The 20,212-nt window shown below is 43.6% G+C and carries 15 protein-coding genes and 1 pseudogene; 15 read left to right on the top strand and 1 reads right to left on the bottom strand.

Annotation, left to right across the window (positions count from 1 at the left end; all coding sequences use genetic code 11):
• Positions 1 to 91 precede the first annotated feature (91 nt).
• Complete coding sequence (gene argH / locus HED67_RS14545) at positions 92 to 1,468, bottom strand: argininosuccinate lyase (protein ID WP_215632927.1); 1,377 nt, start codon at positions 1,466 to 1,468, stop codon at positions 92 to 94.
• A gap of 285 nt (positions 1,469 to 1,753) precedes the next feature.
• Here argH and rpsO point away from each other — a divergent pair, with 285 nt between their 5' ends.
• From rpsO to HED67_RS17580, 15 genes and pseudogenes are all read left to right on the top strand, one after another.
• A complete protein-coding gene (gene rpsO / locus HED67_RS14540) occupies positions 1,754 to 2,020 on the top strand; it encodes a 30S ribosomal protein S15 (protein WP_015515477.1) in 267 nt (88 codons plus the stop codon).
• A gap of 203 nt (positions 2,021 to 2,223) precedes the next feature.
• Positions 2,224 to 4,317: a polyribonucleotide nucleotidyltransferase gene (locus tag HED67_RS14535; RefSeq protein ID WP_221718740.1), complete on the top strand. Its 2,094-nt coding sequence runs from the start codon at positions 2,224 to 2,226 to the stop codon at positions 4,315 to 4,317.
• A 167-nt stretch (positions 4,318 to 4,484) separates the two neighbouring features.
• Positions 4,485 to 5,507, top strand: coding sequence for a hypothetical protein (locus HED67_RS14530; RefSeq protein ID WP_221718739.1), 1,023 nt, complete (start codon positions 4,485 to 4,487; stop codon positions 5,505 to 5,507).
• Positions 5,508 to 5,647: 140 nt separating this feature from the next.
• Complete coding sequence (nifJ, locus tag HED67_RS14525; RefSeq protein ID WP_221718738.1) at positions 5,648 to 9,160, top strand: pyruvate:ferredoxin (flavodoxin) oxidoreductase; 3,513 nt, start codon at positions 5,648 to 5,650, stop codon at positions 9,158 to 9,160.
• A gap of 199 nt (positions 9,161 to 9,359) precedes the next feature.
• Positions 9,360 to 10,658, top strand: a complete 1,299-nt coding sequence (locus tag HED67_RS14520) for a M16 family metallopeptidase (RefSeq protein WP_215632923.1) — start codon at positions 9,360 to 9,362, stop codon at positions 10,656 to 10,658.
• Positions 10,655 to 11,134, top strand: coding sequence for a 23S rRNA (pseudouridine(1915)-N(3))-methyltransferase RlmH (gene rlmH / locus HED67_RS14515; RefSeq protein WP_015515482.1), 480 nt, complete (start codon positions 10,655 to 10,657; stop codon positions 11,132 to 11,134). The genes HED67_RS14520 and rlmH overlap by 4 nt, the downstream gene beginning before the upstream one ends.
• 212 nt (positions 11,135 to 11,346) lie before the next feature.
• On the top strand, positions 11,347 to 12,684 hold the full coding sequence (locus tag HED67_RS14510; protein WP_221718737.1) for an oligosaccharide flippase family protein: 1,338 nt from the start codon (positions 11,347 to 11,349) through the stop codon (positions 12,682 to 12,684).
• Between the two features lie 146 nt (positions 12,685 to 12,830).
• Entirely contained in the window at positions 12,831 to 13,226 is a 396-nt protein-coding gene (locus tag HED67_RS14505) for a GntR family transcriptional regulator (RefSeq protein ID WP_015515486.1), read from the top strand.
• A 3-nt stretch (positions 13,227 to 13,229) separates the two neighbouring features.
• Complete coding sequence (locus tag HED67_RS14500) at positions 13,230 to 13,835, top strand: UvrB/UvrC motif-containing protein (protein ID WP_221718736.1); 606 nt, start codon at positions 13,230 to 13,232, stop codon at positions 13,833 to 13,835.
• Positions 13,828 to 14,883 carry a hypothetical protein gene (locus tag HED67_RS14495; protein WP_221718735.1) on the top strand — a complete coding sequence of 352 codons (1,056 nt, stop codon included), beginning with the start codon at positions 13,828 to 13,830 and terminating at the stop codon, positions 14,881 to 14,883. The genes HED67_RS14500 and HED67_RS14495 overlap by 8 nt, the downstream gene beginning before the upstream one ends.
• A gap of 37 nt (positions 14,884 to 14,920) precedes the next feature.
• On the top strand, positions 14,921 to 17,365 hold the full coding sequence (locus tag HED67_RS14490) for an ATP-dependent Clp protease ATP-binding subunit (protein WP_221718734.1): 2,445 nt from the start codon (positions 14,921 to 14,923) through the stop codon (positions 17,363 to 17,365).
• 117 nt (positions 17,366 to 17,482) lie between these two features.
• A complete protein-coding gene (locus HED67_RS14485; RefSeq protein WP_215632915.1) occupies positions 17,483 to 17,893 on the top strand; it encodes an endosialidase in 411 nt (136 codons plus the stop codon).
• 189 nt (positions 17,894 to 18,082) lie between these two features.
• Entirely contained in the window at positions 18,083 to 19,468 is a 1,386-nt protein-coding gene (radA, locus tag HED67_RS14480; RefSeq protein ID WP_221718733.1) for a DNA repair protein RadA, read from the top strand.
• Positions 19,469 to 19,673: 205 nt separating this feature from the next.
• A pseudogene (gene tnpA, locus HED67_RS17585) lies at positions 19,674 to 20,078 on the top strand (IS200/IS605 family transposase).
• Positions 20,079 to 20,092: 14 nt separating this feature from the next.
• Positions 20,093 to 20,212 (top strand): helix-turn-helix domain-containing protein (locus HED67_RS17580; RefSeq protein ID WP_221718761.1); only part of this gene is annotated, 120 nt, incomplete at its 3' end.

Here is a 20,212-nt window from a genome sequence, read left to right as displayed (position 1 = left end):
TTATGCATAGACATAAAGGGGATATCCGGCTTTCGATTATTTTATAAAGAATGGATTGTTATGATTCAACAAATACTGAACAGGCTGGTATTTAGTTTTCTTCTAGATAACGGCTGTTGATATCAATGACTTTCTGCATGGCTTCATGGCCCGGAGCACCGATGGTCTGACGCAGGCTGACACAGGTCTTCATGCTGATGGCTTCATAGACGTCTTCTTCGAAGACAGGACTGATTTTCTTGTATTCTTCCAGAGGCAGGTCATCCAGGGCGATACCTTTGTCGATACAGATCAGAACAAGCTGTCCGATGATGCCGTGGGCATCACGGAATGGTACGCCGTGTTTAACAAGATAATCGGCAGCATCAGTAGCGTTGGTGAAACCATTTTTGCTGCTGGCAGCCATGGTTTCTTTGTTGACATGCATGGTTTTGATCATGCCGTTGAACAGAGCCAGGCAGCCTTTGACTGTATCGATAGCATCGAAGGTCAGTTCTTTGTCTTCCTGCATATCTTTGTTATAAGCAAGAGGAAGGCCTTTCATGGTTGTGAGAAGAGATGTCAATGCGCCATAGACACGGCCTGTTTTGCCTCGGATCAGTTCGGCAATATCAGGATTCTTCTTCTGAGGCATGATGGAACTGCCGGTAGAATAGGCATCATCCAGTTCGATGAAGCGGTATTCATTGCTGTTCCAGAGGATGATCTCTTCACAGAAACGGCTCAGATGCATCATGATCGTGGACAGGGCACTGAGGTATTCGATGAGGTAGTCTCTGTCGGATACAGAATCCATACTGTTGAGGGTTGGGCCTGTGAAACCGAGAAGGCTGGCTGTATATTCACGATCCAGGGGATAAGTTGTGCCTGCCAACGCACCTGCACCCAATGGGCAGTAGTTCATACGCTCATGAATGTCATGGAGTCTTGAACGGTCACGCTTGAACATTTCGAAGTAAGCACCGATGTGGTGAGCCAATGTAACAGGCTGTGCTTTCTGCAGATGTGTAAAGCCCGGCATATAAGTATCGATGTGTTCTTTCATCAGATCAAGCAGTGTGGTCATCAGTTCTTTGACCAGTTCGTCTGTTGCCAGAACTTCATCGCGAGTGTAGAGTTTCATATCAAGGGCTACCTGGTCATTACGGCTGCGTCCTGTATGGAGCTTCTTGCCGGTATCACCGGTGCGTTCAATCAGGACAGATTCCACGAAGCTGTGGATATCTTCATATTCCTCTGTAATCTGTAATTTGCCGGATTCGATATCGCTGCAGATTTCTTTCAGTGCTGAGATGATGGTATCACGTTCAGCATCTGTGATGATTGCCTGTTTGGCAAGCATTGTGACATGGGCGATACTGCCCTGAATATCCTGATGATAGAACTTCTGATCGAAAGTGATCGAAGCATTAAAGTTATGTACAAGCTGGTTTTCTTCTTTGGTAAAGCGTCCGCCCCAGAGTTTCATCGGTTAATTCATCCTTTCCTTTATTATATTATTCAGGACTCGATTGCAAGTCCCGGTGCGTCATTCGGGTCTGCTTTGCAGACAAAGTTTTCACTGGTTTATATCTTATCGTGTTTTCAGGGGGATTGCAAGAAAAACAGTACAAATTCAATACAAAAAGTTGTTTACAACCTGATAATACTATGCTACAATGGTTGAGTATGAGTTTTAACCTGTGCCCAGATCAAGGAATCTCCAACCGGATCCTGGCATAAGGCATTTATTAAGATTTAGGAGGATTTATTAATGATTACAGCAGAACAGAAAAAAGAAATCGTAGCTAAATATGGTAAGACACCTGAAGATACAGGTTCACCAGAAGTTCAGATCGCACTTTTATCAGCAAGAATCGCTGACCTTACAGAGCATCTGAAGACACACAAGAAAGACCATCATTCAAGACGTGGTATGCTTAAGATGGTTGGTCAGAGACGTGGCTTACTTGATTACCTGAAGAAGACAGATATCGAGAGATACAGAGCTATCGTTGAGAAGTTAGGTTTAAGAAGATAATTATTATCTATCATGGGGCTGTCGGTAAAGGTATTATGCGGCAGCCCTGTTTGCGTTGCACGAACTATCAGGAGCATCTGGAAATTCCAGAATTGTTACTGTCCGAGACCACTGAAAAGTTAATCAGAGCGAGGCATTGGTTGATTATTCAGTAGTTTCGGAAGGCTCCTGAGAAATTTATAATTTATAAAAGGAGATTGAAAATGGCAAAAGAATACAAAAGTTTTTCCATGGAACTTGCCGGCAGAACACTTCGTGTAGAAGTAGGACATGTTGCTGCTCAGGCAAATGGCGCTGCCCTTATGTATTATGGTGACACATGTGTGTTATCAACAGCAACAGCTTCAGAGAAACCGAGAGATGGTATTGATTTCTTCCCGTTAAGTGTTGAATTTGAAGAGAAGATGTACTCGGTAGGCAAGATTCCGGGCGGTTTCAACAAGCGTGAAGGTAAGGCAAGCGAGAATGCGGTCCTTACAGCGAGAGTTATCGACAGACCGATGCGTCCGCTCTTCCCTAAGGATTATAGAAATGATGTGACACTGAACAATCTTGTTTTGTGTGTAGATCAGACATGCAGCCCTGAGCTGACAGCAATGCTTGGTTCTGCCATTGCAACATGTATTTCTGATATTCCATTTGATGGCCCGTGTGCCATGACACAGGTTGGCATGATCAATGGTGAGTTTATTATTAACCCATCCAATGAGCAGAAATCCGTATCCGATCTTGCACTGACAGTCGCTTCTACTCGTGAGAAAGTAATTATGATTGAGGCAGGTGCCAATGAAGTACCTGAAGACAAGATGATCGAGGCTATTTATGCAGCTCATGATGTTAACCAGGAGATCATTAAATTCATCGATCAGATTGTTGCAGAATGCGGCAAAGAGAAGAAGGATTATGAGCATTATGCTATTCCTGAAGAATTAAATGCAGCTATGAAGGAACTCTTTCCGCCGGAAGCAATGGAAGAAGCTGTATTTGCAGATGAGAAGCAGACAAGAGATGCCAATATCCGTGTTATTAAAGACAAGCTCGCAGAAGCATTTGCAGATAAGGAAGAGTGGCTGCCTCTGATTGACGATGCTGTTTATCAGTATCAGAAGAAGACAGTACGTAAGATGATTCTCAAGGATCACAAGCGTCCTGACGGCCGTGCCATTGACCAGATTCGTCCACTGGCAGCAGAAATCGATCTGTTTGCAAGAACACATGGTTCTGCAATGTTTACAAGAGGTCAGACTCAGATTTGTACCATCACAACACTGGCACCATTATCAGATGCTCAGAAGGTAGACGGTCTGAATGAATTTGTGACAAGCAAACGTTATATGCATCATTATAACTTCCCATCATACTCAGTTGGTGAGACAAAGCCTTCAAGAGGTCCGGGCCGTCGTGAGATCGGTCATGGTGCATTGGCTGAGAGAGCATTAGTGCCTGTTCTTCCTTCAGAAGAAGAGTTCCCATATGCTATTCGTACGGTATCTGAGACATTTGAGTCCAATGGTTCTACATCACAGGCTTCCATCTGTGCATCCACCATGTCTCTGATGGCTGCCGGTGTTCCGATTAAGAAACCTGTTGCAGGTATCTCCTGTGGTCTTGTAACTGGTGATGCAGATGATGATTATCTTGTACTGACAGATATCCAGGGTCTTGAAGATTTCTTCGGTGATATGGACTTCAAGGTAGCCGGTACACACGATGGCATCACAGCAATCCAGATGGATATCAAGATTCATGGCCTGACACGTCCGATTGTTGAAGAAGCGATCAGAAGAACAAAGCAGGCAAGAGAATACATTCTCACTGAGATTATCGAACCTTGCATCTCTGAACCGCGTAAGGAAGTCGGCGAATTCGCTCCGAAGATCCAGCAGATCAAGATCGATCCTTCCAAGATTGGTGATGTTGTAGGTCAGAAGGGGAAAGTCATCAACCAGATCATCGACGAAACAGGTGTGAAGATCGATATCACAGATGATGGTGCTGTATCTATCTGCGGCGTAGACAAAGTCGGCATTCAGAAAGCAATCGATATGATCACAATGATAGTATCTGATTTCGAAGAAGGCCGTATCTACACAGGTAAGGTTGTCAGCATCAAGGAATTCGGTGCATTCCTTGAATTTGCACCTGGCAAAGAGGGTATGGTTCATATCTCCAAGCTTGACAAAAAGCGCGTAAATCACGTAGAAGATGTACTGACACTTGGTGATGTCATCAAAGTTAAATGCATGGGTAAAGACAAGATGGGACGTATCAGCTTCAGTAAGAAAGATGCAGAATAATCAGCAGATACAGATGTTTATAAAAGCACATAAATGATCAATAAATAGAGGATATCATTTTGCGGAGATAAAAATCCACAGAATGGTATCCTTTTGTTGTTTTCAAGCGGCGGTATATGGTAAGATAGATATAAGTAATGGAAAAGGCATGTTATGGAGGATGAAGCATGAAGGTAAGGATATGTCCGCTGTGTGACAGCGAAATGAAAAAAGCCCACTATTGTGATACGTGTCATTCTTTTGTATGGCGTCCTGAGATCCTGGATGTTCATTATAATGCACAGCAGAGAGGAATGGGAGAAGAAGATTGTGCTTATGGTGCGGAACATGATAAGAAAGATCACTATGGGAAACATAATGGAAGATTTTCGGATGTGCTGAAGAAAGCGGGGAAAACATCTAAAAAACCTTCGTCGCATGAGGAGGTATACGGACAAAACACTCAGAAAACGACAGCTCATCATCGAAGCAAAGAAATGCCGGATGAGAACAAGCGCAAAGCAGGAGGGTGTCTTGCAAAGATTATATTGGCGGTTATTATTTTGAATGCAGTGATTGGCAGTGTGGGATCGAGCCTTTTTAATTTCTTTACAGGAGATGAATTCCGCTGTCACATTGAAAATGTACTGAATGAATTGGGAATTGAAGATGATATATCAATCTGGGAAAGTGAATCAGAAGACGCTGATGATAACAGTCATTTTGAAATGACGAAAGATGAGTTGGAAGAAGTCCTTTCGGCATGGGTGAATAACGAATATGGGCAGGCTTTGCAGAAAACAGAAGATAATGTTGAGCAGGAAGGTACATATGTGGATGAGGATGGAAATGAATATAGTATACCTGAGATAGGTACTTACTACACTATGGGTGAGAATCAGGACTATCTGGCACTTTATAGCGATCATGACACGTCGCAGGTGAAGGTAGTAACGGCCATGTTTGAAAATGAAGAGAGGGCGAAAAGTTTTGGGGTGATGGCTGCGTTGATATTGGATCCGGAGAGCGGATATGATCCTTCAGACTGGGAGACAGAACTGAATGAATTAATTGATCAAGTTAAGGAAGAAAATGTCGGACAATCAGAGTATGGATATGTCAGCAGAGAGTTTGATGATATGGTAGTTGTTGCTACAAAATTCACTACGGGTGAGATTTGCATCACCCTAGAAGCAATGGATTATCAATAATTGTGTGCAAAAATAAACAACCAAGAGCTGTTACAATCTTGACGAACTATGCAACTTGTATTAAAATAGAGTATGAAGAATGACTACCTGTCAATAAAGTGTTTATTGATATGGTCATATATAGAAAGGAGAAAAATATCATGGCAAAAGTTATGAAAACTATGGATGGTAACACAGCTGCTGCTTGGACTTCTTATGCGTTCACAGAAGTTGCTGGTATCTTCCCGATCACACCATCCTCACCTATGGCAGAAGTAACTGACGATTGGGCAGCCAACGGCAGAAAGAACATCTTCGGTCAGACTGTTGATGTAGTAGAAATGGAATCTGAGGCAGGTGCTTCAGGTACAGTTCATGGTTCTATTTCTTCAGGTGCATTAACAACTACTTATACAGCTTCCCAGGGCTTATTACTTATGATCCCTAACATGTATAAGATCGCAGGTGAATTATTGCCTTGTGTATTCCATGTAAGTGCCAGAGCATTAGCTTATCATGCATTAAACATTTTCGGCGATCACTCTGACGTTATGGCATGTCGTCAGACAGGTTTCGCAATGCTCTGTTCTAACTCCGTTCAGGAAGTTATGGATCTGGCTGCAGTTGCTCATCTTTCTACAATCAAAGGCAGAGTTCCATTCCTTCATTTCTTTGATGGCTTCAGAACATCTCATGAGATTCAGAAAGTTGAATGTACAGATTATGATGAATTAGCTAAATTAGTAGATTACGATGCACTGGCAGAGTTCAGAAAATCCGCTCTGAACCCAGAACATCCAGTTATGAGAGGTACAGCTCAGAACCCAGATGTTTACTTCCAGGGTCGTGAAGCAAGCAACAAGTTCTACGATGCACTTCCAGAAATCGTAGAAGAATACATGGCTAAAGTCAGCGAGATGACAGGTCGTGAATACAAGCTGTTCAACTACTATGGTGCTCCAGATGCTGATCGTGTTATCATCGCTATGGGTTCTATGTGTGAAGCAGCTGAAGAAGTTATCGATTACCTGACAGCTAAAGGCGAAAAAGTTGGTATCGTTAAAGTACATCTGTACAGACCTTTCAGAGCAGACAAACTGTTCGAAGCTATTCCTGCAACAGTTAAGAAGATTGCTGTTATGGATAGAGTTAAGGAAGTTACAGGTTACGGCGAACCATTATATGTTGATGTCTGTGCAGCAGCATTCAAAGAAGGCAAGACATATGATATCGTTGGCGGTCGTTACGGCCTTGGTTCTAAGGACGTTACTCCAGGTTCCATCATCTCTATCTATGAGAACCTGAAAGCAGATCAGCCAAAGAACAACTTCACAATCGGTATCGTTGATGATGTTACAGGTCATTCCTTACCAATCATCCCTGAAGTTGACGTTGCTCCAGCTGGTACAACAAGCTGTAAGTTCTGGGGTCTTGGTTCTGATGGTACTGTAGGTGCTAACAAGAACTCTATCAAGATCATCGGTGACCATACAGATATGTATGCTCAGGCATATTTCCACTATGATTCCAAGAAGTCCGGTGGTGTTACACAGTCACATCTTCGTTTCGGTAAGACACCTATCCGTTCTACATACCTTGTTAAGACAGCTGACTTTATCGCATGTCATAACCAGGCTTATATCCATATGTATGATATCCTTGGCGATATTAAAGAAGGTGGTACATTCCTCTTCAATACAGTTTGGTCTCCAGAAGAACTGGATGAAAAACTGCCATCCAAGGTTAAACATCAGTTAGCTCAGAAACACGTTAAGTTCTACATCATCAACGCAGAAGATGTTGATAAAGAACTTAAGTTAAATGGTAAGACAAATGCCGTTCTTCAGGCTGCATTCTTCAAACTGGCTAACATCATTCCTATCGATACAGCTGTTAAGTATATGAAGGAAATGATCGTTAAGTCCTATGGTAAGAAGGGTGAAGATGTTGTTAACAAGAACTTCGCAGCTGTAGATGCTGGTCTTGATAAGATCGTAGAAGTTCCTGTTCCAGAAAGCTGGGCTACATGTCCTGATGACGCTCCTGTTGTTAAGGATGTTCCAGATTTCGTAAGAGACGTTGTAATGCCAATGAACGCTTGCGACGGCGATGCTTTACCAGTATCTGCTTTCAACGGCAGAGAAGATGGTCACTTCCCTCTGGGAACAGCTGCATACGAAAAACGTGGTGTTGCTGTCAGCGTACCTGTATGGGATGCTGCTAAGTGTATCCAGTGTAACCAGTGTTCATATGTTTGCCCTCATGCAACAATCAGACCTGTTCTGTTAACAGATGAAGAAGCAGCTGCAGCTCCAGCTAACTTCGGTGCTGTTCCAGGTAAGGCTAACCTTGCAGGCAAATATCAGTTCAAGATGCAGGTATCTCCTCTTGACTGTCTGGGTTGTGGTAGCTGTGTAAACATCTGTCCTACAAAGGCTCTTGAGATGGTTCCACTTGGAACACAGCTCGATGAAGCTCCTAACTGGGAATATGCAGTAGCTCTTCCACAGAAAGAGAACCCAATGGACAAATACACAGTTAAGGGTTCACAGTTTGAAAAACCATTACTTGAGTTCTCAGGCGCATGTGCAGGTTGTGGTGAAACACCTTACATCAAACTTGTAACTCAGTTATTCGGTGATAGAATGTATGTTGCTAATGCAACAGGTTGTACATCTATCTGGGGTGGTTCTGCTCCATCTATGCCATATACAACTAACGAAAAAGGTCAGGGTCCTGCATGGTGTAACTCACTGTTCGAGGATAATGCTGAATTCGGTTTAGGTATGTTCATGGGTCAGAAACATCGTAGAGAAGCATTAGCTAAGAAGATCAAAGGTCTTGTAGATCTTGGTGTTCTTGCTGAAGAAGCACAGGCTTGGTTAGATACTAAGGAAGAAGGCGAAGCTTCTAAGGCTACATCTGCAGCTCTGTTAGCAGCAGCTAAGGCTTACGCTGGCGACAATGCAGAAGCTAAAGCAATCTGTGATGCTATCGTTGAAGGCTATGACCTCTTAGTTAAGAAGTCACAGTGGATCTTCGGTGGTGACGGCTGGGCTTACGATATCGGTTACGGCGGTCTTGATCACGTACTTGCTTCCAACGAAGACGTTAACGTATTCGTTGTAGATACAGAAGTTTACTCCAATACTGGTGGTCAGGCTTCTAAGTCTACTCCTGTAGGTGCAGTTGCTAAATTCGCTGCTTCAGGTAAGAAGACAAAGAAGAAAGACCTTGGTATGATGGCTGCTTCTTACGGTTATGTATACGTAGCACAGGTTGCTATGGGCGCTAACATGAACCAGTTCATCAAAGCTCTTAAAGAAGCTGAAGCTTATCATGGCCCATCACTCATCATCGCTTACGCTCCATGTATCAACCATGGTATCAAGGGCGGTATGAAGGGTGCTCAGACAAGAATTAAAGAAGCTGTAGAGTGCGGTTACTGGTCATGCTGGAGATTCAACCCAGAACTTAAAGCTCAGGGCAAGAATCCATTTATCCTTGATTCTACTAAAGAACCTAAGGGCGACTTCAGAGCATTCATCATGAACGAAGTTCGTTATGCATCCCTGAAGAAAGGCTTCCCAGAAACAGCAGAAGCTCTGTACGCTAAGACAGAAGCAGATGCTAAAGACAGACTTGCTGGCTACATCAAGAAAGCAGCTGAATAATTCATCGTTAGATAATTTTTCAGAGTCAATGAATATACAGGCTCCGGTGCTGAGGCACCGGGGCCTTTTTCATGCAATAGAAAATTCCTCGGAATTTCCTATTGCTAAAAAATGAAAAATAAATTCTTTACGTGCAAAGGCAGGATATAGTATAATCGGTATATTAAATAAATGAAATTATACTGGAAAGAGTGAAGAAATGGTTAAGACCTTTTATTTAAGTAATGGACTGAAGGTTGCAATGGAATATATGCCACAGTATCGTTCTGTATCTATGGGGGTATGGGTGAAAGCCGGCTCGGTCAATGAGAATAAACAGACCAATGGCATGGCACATGTGATTGAACATATGTTGTTTAAAGGAACGGAGAAGCGAACTGCCAGAGAATTGGCAGATGCCATGACAGAAATTGGCGGGAATATGGATGCCTATACGACGAAAGAATATACATGCTTTTACACGAAGACGCTGTATGAGCATCTTTTTTATGCCATAGATATTCTTGGGGATATGTTATCTAATTCCAAAATAGACGAGAATGATCTGAAAAAAGAACTGGGGGTTATTGCCGAGGAAATCGATATGTATGATGATTCCCCGGAAGATATTGTCCATGAACGGCTGCAGGAAGTAATCTGGAGAGAACATTCGCTTGGGTATCTGATTTCAGGGGATAAGCAGACAGTACTTGGCTTTAAGAGACAGGATGTGCTGGATTTTATGAAGCAATATTATACTGCTGATCGAATGACAATCGCTATATCCGGCTATTTTGAGGAAGCAAGAGTCCTTGAAGCACTGGAGAATTGTTTTGGAGGCATTGCGCCGGGGTATAAAGCCTCGCTTTTGGAAGCCAATGCGCAGATTGCAAAGGCAAAATACTATCCATCCCTTTATATGCAGCATAAGGATGTGGAACAGGTTCATATGATTATAGCCTTTGAGTCTCTGGATTACTATGATCCTGAGAGATACATACTCAGTGTTGTCAACAGTCTGCTGGGCGGTAATGTGAACTCAAGACTTTTTCAGACAATCCGTGAGGAAATGGGATTAAGCTATGCCATTTATTCTTATGGCGGTTCCTATGAAAAAGGCGGACTTTTTCATATTTATGCGGCGGTTCATCCGAATCAGGTCAGGCCGGTATTGAAAGCGGTTGTGGATATTATTCAGAAGTTGAAAAAAGAGCTGGTATCTGATCGGGAGCTGTATATTGTGAAGGAATCCGTGAAAACAGACCTGATTATATCGGATGAGAGCACGTACAATAGAATCAGCAATTACGGCAAATCCTATATTCATGGGGAAACGATAGAGACTGTGGAAGAAGCGGCAGAAAAGATAGGGCAGGTAACGGCTGAAGAAGTACGGGCCTTTGTTCAGAAACATTTTGATCTGAGTCAGATGAGCCTTTCATTGGTGGGAGATTTGAAAACATTGCCGAGAGAAGAAATGGAAGAACTCTGGATGACATACAGAACGGAGAAAGCATGAGAATTACATTAGTAACAGTCGGTAAAATTAAAGAAAAATTTTTTGTACAGGCCATTGCAGAATATAGTAAGCGGTTAAGCCGTTATTGTAAATTAGAAATTATCGAAGTGGCTGATGAGAAGACGCCGGATAAAGCCAGTGAAGCCCTGGAACTGCAGATTAAGGAAAAAGAGGGCGAACGTATCTTAAAGTCGATTAAAGACGATAGTTATGTGATCGCTCTGGCCATTGAAGGGAAAATGCGCAGTTCCGAGGAGCTGGCGGCGAGAATTGAGAAGCTTGGAATCGGCGGTGAAAGTCATTTGACTTTTGTCATCGGCGGTTCTCTTGGTTTGGCTCCGGCAGTTTTAAACCGTGCCGATGAAAAACTTAGTTTTTCACCAATGACATTTCCGCATCAGCTGATGCGTGTCATTTTGCTGGAGCAGATTTATCGGAGCTATCGAATTATTAATCATGAACCTTACCATAAATAAAATGTAACTGTTCAGAGCCAAGCAAAATTTCAAAAAGCAGGTATAAAATGCTTGCATTTTTAAGGCTGTTTTTGAAATATTATTTGGCGGATACGCCACACCGACGAAATGCGTAGCATTTTGGAGGTTAGCTCTGAACAGTTACAGTAAAATAACAAGACATGATTTAGGCCATCATTCATAGAATAGATAAAAAATGGATGGTACCGGTCATGTCAGTAAAAAGAGAACTGATTAAAGGAACTCTGATATTAACAGCAGCCGGGTTTGCAGCCCGGCTACTTGGCTTTTTTAACAGGGTTTATCTGGCAAATTTGATATCCAACGCAGAACTGGGGCGCTATCAGCTGATATTTCCGATTTTTATGTTTTGTATGGCAGTCAGCTGCGCGGGGATACAGGTGGCCGCGTCGAAAATGGTGGCGGCTTATCACGGCGCAGGCAAGAAAAAGGCAATCAGACAGACAATAAAATCGGCTGGGATTACGTCGCTGATTGTAGCATTACTGAGCAGCGGCTGTGTTATTGCTTTTTCTGAGCCTATCAGTCGGTGGATTTTAAAGGATATCAGTTGTCGGGGATATCTGGTGATTATGGCAATTGCCATTCCTTTTGCAGCAGTACATACTTGTGTCGGCGGTTATTTTTATGGTATTAGACATACTGCAGTTCCGGCGGTGACGCAGCTCTTAGAGCAGGTTGTCAGAGTTGTGACCATTTATCTACTGGGTGCAATGATGTACCAAAAGGGAAAAATTGATGCTTCTGTTGCGGTCTGGGGATTGGCAGCGGGGGAAATATTTTCCTGCTTTTTAACTTGGATTTGTTATCGATTTAGTATTCGAAGTCAAAATGGGGGATCAGGGAGCGGGGAATCAATCAGAAAAATCCTCCGACAATTGTGGCAGTATGGCGGTCTTTTGACAGCTAACAGAGTATCAGTGACATTACTGCAAAGTACAGAAATGATTCTGATGCCTGTGATGCTGGCAAAATATTATGGAGATACAGAAAGTGCACTGTCTGTGTTTGGCATTGTTACGGGCATTGTGCTGCCGGTTATTCTGTTTCCAAATACAGTGACCAATGCAATGGCATCACTTTTGCTGCCGGCAGTAGCGGAGGCAGAGGAAGTTCATGATTACCGGGCAGTGTCGGTAGCAATTAAGAAAAGCCTGGAATATTGTCTGCTTCTGGGGCTTTTTTCAGGGTTAGTTTTTGGGGTCTGCGGTAATCAGATTGGCAGTCTGCTTTTTAACGATATTGAGGCAGGGGGATACATACAGGCTTTTGCGATTCTCTGTCCGCTTATGTACATTCAGTCTTTGTTAGCAGGTGCGTTAAACGGGCTTGGAAAAATGAACGAAACATTGCTGCATCATGTGATTGCTTCGGGTATCCGGCTGTTCGGTGTGGTTGCCCTAATGCCTAAAATGGGGATTTATGGTTATATTGCAGGTGTATTTTGGGCCAATGTAGCAGTAACGGTTATCGCTGCGGTTCGTCTGTATCAGATTGTGGGAGGAATAAGTACTGCAAAAAGAGATTGATTTTTATGATATCTGTGTTACAATATGTATAACAGATGGACAATGTTTGTTACCAGACAATAGGTGCAGGAGATGCTGTCCGTCCTTCAGGACTCACAGATGAGGCCTGAACAGAATATAATATAATCATAAGAGAAGGTGAGCATATGATACTGGAGATAGATTTTAACAGTGATGAAGCCTTGTATATACAGCTGCGTAATCAGATCGTCATCGGTATCGCCACGTCTCAGCTTTCGGCGGGGGATTCACTGCCGTCGGTGAGACAGCTGGCTGACCGTGTGGGTATCAACATGCATACAGTGAATAAGGCATATACGGTATTGAGACAGGAAGGCTATGTGAAGCTGGACCGAAGGAAAGGTGCTGTTATAGCCATAGACTGCAATAAGGCATCGGCGCGCAATAAATTGCTCAGAGATCTGCAGGTGATGCTGGCAGGTGCCATGTGCAAGGGAATTACAAGAGATGAAGTGCATGAGATGATCGATATGATCTATGATTATTATGAACAGCCGGCGAATTATCCGGAGGAGGGATAGCGTATGCTTTGTGATGGATGTCATGAGAACGAGGCGGTCGTTTTTTATACAGAGATTATTAATGGCGAGAAGAAGGAACTCCATTTGTGTGAGGCCTGTGCGGCCAAGGAGACCGGCATGGATCAGTCATTTGTTTCATTGACGGATACATCATTTTTGGCGAATTTACTGGCAAGTGTCCTTGGTAAGCACCAGGAGACAGATGATGAAGAGAATCTGAAGAAGACGAATCTTGTTTGTCCGTCCTGTCATATGACATATAATGAATTTTTGAAATATGGTACCTTTGGGTGCCCGGATTGTTATAAGACATTCAACTTTGTATTGGATGGTTATCTGAAGAAGATACAGGGCAATTGTGAACATACAGGTAAGGAACCGCTTTATGGCGGGGAGACGGTACATATCCCGTCAATCACAGCAGATACTGATCGCACTGAGATGAAGGATGCTGAACAGGACATCGCATTTACAGTGGATGCCGGCTCAACAGAGGAAGAACTCCGGGCGGCATTGAAGCGGGCTGTGGCGAAGGAAGAATATGAAGAGGCGGCCAGAATCCGTGATATAATCAGAGCCGGCAGAAAAGAGGCGGATGAACATGCGTAAATGGTATGAAATGGAAGCGTGCAATCAGGGACCGATCATAGGCGGTCAGGTATATCTGGTCCGCAATATTATGGGATATCCTTTTGAAGCGAAGATGAAGGAGGAAGAACAGAAAGCCCTGATGGCAGCCGTGTGCTATGCGGTACGTGAATCAGAAGAGGTTCTCCAGAAGAAGTTTGTGTTTATTAACTTTTCTGAGGTCAGAGATTATGAGCAGCAGGCATTGATCGGAAAATTAGCTATTCCGCCGCAGATGTTTGAAAAGGGCCATGAAGCGGGAATCCTTATATCAGAGGATGAATCCATTTCAGTACTTGTTAACGGCAAGGAACATCTTTGTATACAGGTATCCTGTCCGGGCAATCATATACAGGAAGCCATGGCATTGGCGGGTCAGGTGGATGATTGTCTGAATCAGTATTTGAAATATGCTTTTAGTAAGAAGTATGGCTATCTGACTTCCAGTCCGCTTTATATGGGGACAGGAATGTCAGCATCTTATCTGCTGCATCTGCCGTATCTGGAGAAGAAATCTGTGATGCATCAGATAGAGAAACAGATCAGTCAGTATGGATTTACACTGAGACCGCATTTTGACGGGCAGACAGAGGCACTGGGCAGTGTTTACAGGATGCGCAACAGAAAGACATTGGGCCTTTCTGAAAGCGAGATTACTTCTGCATTGGAACATCTGGCGGGACAGTTGGCGGAGCAGGAGGAAGCGCTTGCCAGACAGTGTTTCAATGAGGATCGTCTGAGTCAGGTGGATCCTATGTATCGTGCCTATGGTTTGATTAAGTATGCCAGAAAGCTTGGATATGATGAGACCATGGCCTGTCTGTCTCTGCTCCATGCCGGAGATCTGTATCAAATTTGGCCGGAACAGGCAGAGATATGCCCATTTGCTGTTATGTTGAATACGGCGGATGCTGTTTTGTCAGCAAGTGCTGAGAAGAATATCAGCAGCAGTGAGCGCGGGAGAGCCCGGGCAGATTATATTCGGAGGAATTTGCCGGTGCTTGATGCATCAGAAGCAGTTTCTTCTTAGTGAGAAATAAAATGTACAACAGGAGGCTTTTATTTTTATGCAATATAGATTTACACAGATGGCAGCCAATGTGATGCATTATTCCAAGGAGGCTGCAGCAGAACTGAACCACAGTTATATCGGAACAGAACATATTCTGATCGGATTGCTGCGGGAGAAAGAAGGACTGGCATGCCAGGTGCTGGAAGATCATGATGTGACAGAGGAGAAGGTACTGCACATGGTCAGTCAGCTGATTCAGGGCAGTCAGACAATAGTGGCAGAGCCGGAGGAATACACACCGCGAAGCCGCCGTATTCTGGAGATCGCTAACCGTGAAGCCATGCGGTTCAGAGCTTCAGCAATAGGAACGGAACATCTTTTGATTGCCATATTAAGAGAAACAGATTGTGTTGCGGCACAGCTGTTATATTCCCTTGGTGTGCAGGCACAAAAGGTTTATCAGGATATTGTACTTGGTATCGGTATGGATGCCAGGGCAGCGAAGGCAGATATGCCGTCGGCCAAGGGCAAGTCGCGGAGGAAGAACGAACCTTTAATGGTTGATCAGTACAGCAGAGATCTGACGGCCTATGCCAGGGAGGGTAAGCTGGATCCGGTGATCGGACGTCATGATGAGATTCAGCGGGTGATTCAGATACTTTCCAGAAGAACGAAGAACAATCCTTGCCTGATCGGTGAGCCTGGTGTTGGCAAAACCGCTGTTGCGGAAGGACTGGCACAGAAGATTATCAGCGGCAATGTACCTGAGACAATCAAGGACAAGCGGGTTCTGACACTGGATATTTCCGGCATGGTGGCCGGTTCAAAGTACCGGGGTGAATTTGAAGAGCGTATTAAACGCGTGATCAGTGAAGTCAAAGAAGACGGCAATATTTTGCTTTTTATCGACGAAATTCACACGATTATCGGTGCCGGCGGTGCGGAAGGTGCTATTGATGCGGCCAATATCCTGAAACCGTCACTGGCCAGAGGTGAACTGCAGATTATCGGTGCCACGACCATTGAAGAATATAGGAAGCATATTGAGAAGGATGCGGCCCTTGAACGTCGTTTTCAGCCGGTAATGGTGGAGGAACCATCTGAGGAGGAAGCTGTTGAGATCCTGATCGGTCTGAAGGGGGCCTATGAGAATCATCATCATGTGACCATTACAGATGAGGCTCTGGAAGCAGCTGTTCATTTGTCTGCAAGGTATATCAATGATCGTTTTCTTCCGGATAAGGCCATTGATCTGATCGATGAAGCGTGCTCCAAGGTAAGGCTGAGCTCTTACACATCATCCCCAAAAGTAAAAGAATTAGAGAAAAAGGTAGCGGAACTTGAGGAAGAGAAAGAGCAGGCTATTAAGGATGAAGCCTATGAACGGGCCAGTGAGATCAAGAAGAGGCAGAAGGAATTAAATGATGAGATGATCCGTCTTAACAGCGAGTGGGAAAAGGTTCGCAGCAGCGAACAGTTGATCGTTGGAGAGAACGAAGTAGCAGACATTGTGGCCAGTTGGACCAAAATTCCAGTCAGAAAGCTTGAAGAAGAAGAGTCAGAACGCCTGAGAAAGCTTGAATCGATTCTGCATGAACGTGTGATCGGTCAGGAGGAAGCCGTAAGTGCAGTGGCCAAAGCCATCCGACGTGGCAGAGTCGGTCTGAAAGATCCGAAGCGCCCGATTGGTTCCTTCCTGTTCCTGGGACCTACAGGTGTCGGCAAAACGGAATTGTCCAAGGCGCTGGCAGAGGCAATGTTCGGCAAAGAGGATGCCATGATCCGGGTTGATATGTCAGAATACATGGAGAAACACAGTGTGTCTAAACTTATCGGATCACCTCCGGGATACGTCGGCTATGATGAGGGAGGACAGCTCAGTGAGAAGATCAGACGGAATCCTTACTCGGTTTTACTGTTTGATGAGATTGAGAAGGCACACCCGGATATTTTCAATATTCTTCTGCAAGTTCTCGATGATGGTCATGTTACAGATTCCCAGGGAAGGAAAATTGATTTCAAGAACACAGTGATCATCATGACTTCAAATGCTGGGGCAGCCAATATTGTCACACCGAAGAAACTGGGATTTTCAGTGGGGGATACACATGAAGCAGATTATCAGAAGATGAAAGCCAGCGTCATGGATGAAGTGAAACACCTTTTTAAACCGGAATTTTTAAATCGTATCGATGAAACGATTGTTTTCCATCCGCTGACGAAGGAGAATGTCAGGGATATAGCGGATATTATGCTGAGGACAATCTGCGGAAGAATCAAGGAGCAGCTGGGGGTTGAAACGGTGATTTCCGAAGCTGTCCGCGATCATCTGGCAGAAAAAGGGTTTGATGAGAATTATGGTGCACGTCCGCTCAGAAGGGTGATCCAGAATGAGATTGAAGATGCCATGGCAGAAGAATATCTGGATGGCAAGTTTGTTCAGGGAGATACCGTTGTACTTGAAATGAATGAAAATCATATTAAATTTGTTAGAAAATAATAAAGACTCTGGTCATGCGGCCTATTTTCATGTATAATAGGGTGGCAGGCAATTTTACCTGAATTATGAACAAGTGATAAACATACACAGAGATGTATGTGACTGGAGGATAAGGACATGGCAGTTGTTGAAGAATTAATTCGTGTTGAGAACGAAAATGGCTTAAGCTTTGGTGATTATACACTGAATGCCAAGAAGAAGGTCTCTGATTTCGAGTTTCATGGTGACATGTACAAGGTGAAGACATACCGTGACATTACGAAGCTTGAGAAGAACGAATTATTTGTATATGAATCTGTACCTGGAACATCTGTATTCGATTTCGAAGAGACAGATGCCAGAACAGAGTTTGAAGTTGAAGGATTTGAAGATACACAGATTACACTGGAACTGGAAGCTGAACAGGAATATGAAGTTTTTGTGGATGATGTGAATATCGGACGAATGACAACAAATCTTGGTGGCAAGCTTGTATTGAGCGTTGAATTAGGAAGCACACAGAAGCATGTAAAGATTGTCAAAATGTAAATTAAGATCATATTTAACTTCATTCATTATACAGCGATAGCATTTATGAAATGAACAAAGGATACTGCAGATGACACAATATGTGAATTTGTAGTATCTTTTCGTTTATTTTGATGAGATGAAGTATCAAAATGGGATGTGAATGCAGAGCGGTCCGGAATAAAGTATGATAAAAGCGGGAGTAGTTAAATGGCTAAAAGTAAGAATATATTTTTTTGTCAGGAATGTGGATACGAATCAGCTAAGTGGCTTGGACAGTGTCCCGCCTGTAAAGCATGGAATGCCTTTGTAGAGGAACCAACGATTGGAAAGGGGAGTACGGCTTCCGGCGGTATTAGACATCAGGCAAAAGCTTCCGAACCGGTGTTGCTGTCATCGGTTCATTCAAGTGATGAGAAGCGCAGACCAACGGGAATTTCGGAATTTGACAGAGTCCTTGGTGGCGGTATTGTGCCGGGATCCCTTGTGTTAGTCGGCGGTGATCCGGGTATTGGCAAATCCACATTATTGCTTCAGATGAGCCGGTGTTTGTCAGAACAGAGCTGTAGGACAGTTTATGTGTCGGGAGAGGAATCGCTGCAGCAGATCAGACTGCGTGCAGATCGTCTCGGGGTGTTTAAGAATGATCTGGCGATGCTGTGTGAGACGAATCTGGATGTGATACAGGAGACGATTCTGAAGTATAAACCGGAAGTGGTGATCATCGACTCCATTCAGACAATGTATCGTGAAGATATCAGTTCCGGAGCCGGAAGTGTCAGCCAGGTCAGAGAAGCTACCAGTGTACTGATGCAGCTGGCTAAGCGGGAGAATATTGCGATTTTTATAGTCGGACATGTGACAAAGGAGGGGGTAGTTGCCGGACCGCGTGTGCTTGAACATATGGTGGATACGGTTCTGTATTTTGAAGGTGACAGACATGCTTCATATCGACTGCTTCGGGCTGTGAAGAATCGATTTGGTTCTACCAATGAGATCGGTGTGTTTGAGATGTGCAGTGAGGGATTGACAGAAGTGAAGAATCCGTCGGAATTTATGCTCAGCGGCCGGCCGGAAGGTACAGCAGGGTCTGTTGTGGCGTGTGCCATGGAAGGTACAAGACCGCTGATGCTGGAGGTGCAGGCTCTTGTCTGTCAGACGAATTTTCAGATCCCGAGGCGTACAGCTGCTGGTACGGACTATAACAGAGTGAATCTTTTGCTGGCAGTGCTGGAGAAACGTTTGGGACTGAAACTGGCTGGCTGTGATGCCTATATCAATCTGGCCGGCGGCATGCGTCTGAATGAACCGGCCATTGATCTGGCGATTGTAGCAGCTGTTATCTCCAGTTATCGCAATGCAGCCGTTGAATCGGATACGATGATTTTTGGTGAAGTGGGATTGACAGGAGAAGTAAGAGCTGTTAGTCAGGCAGAACAAAGAGTACGGGAAGCAGAGAAACTGGGATTTAAAGTATGCTGCATTCCTCAGAGTAATATGAAGTACATCAGGAGCAAGGCCGGTATTCGGGTTATTGGCATTAGAAATGTCAAGGATTTATATGATTTTATATGCACAGGCAGGGTATCAGAATAGATTTTTCTTGTGTTTCTGCCGGAGTATTTGTATAATAAATGTGCAGAAATTCGGATAGAATTTTTAAATTTTTTGGAGGATAAACCAATGATGAATTATTGTATGGAGTGCGGTACAAAGCTTGAAATGAGGCTACCGCAATCCCACTGGCTTTAGACGGTGGGTTAAGGTAGCTAAAAGTTAGATATTATTGTATACTTATGGCATGGGGACATGGAAATCTAAAAACAGGCACAAATACTTATTACAGTATCACATTATTTTCGTCTGCAAATATAGGAAGAAATTGCTGGTTTCACAACAAATATCAGATGATATAAAGCAGTTTTCATATGAGATATGTCAAAGGCACAAAGTGATCATCAAATATATGGAAACTGACAAAGACCATATTCATTATATGATAGAAACAGAACCGACAATGTCTGTCAGCAGGATTGTAAACCTGATGAAAAGTTATACGACACATCATATATAGGAAAGATATCCGAATTATTTGCGGAAACATTTTTGGAAAGAACATACCTTTTGGACAGATGGATATTTTGTCTGTAGTGTAGGAAATGTATCAGAAAAAATGCTTAAAAGATATATAGAAAACCAAGGTTAAGGCGGTGGCAGCAGATGTTAAAAGCATATAAATACAGAATATATCCCACTAATGAGAAGAAAGAACAGATAGCAAAGACATTTGGCTGCTGCCGTTTTGTGTATAATCGGACACTGGCGTATCGAAAAGAAGCA

Origin of the sequence: Pseudocoprococcus catus (assembly GCF_019734885.1) — a bacterium.
GTDB classification, from domain to species: Bacteria; Bacillota; Clostridia; order Lachnospirales; family Lachnospiraceae; genus Coprococcus_A; species Coprococcus_A catus.
Note: the sequence above shows the minus strand (reverse complement) of the source record. Positions and strands in the feature narration are given on the sequence as shown.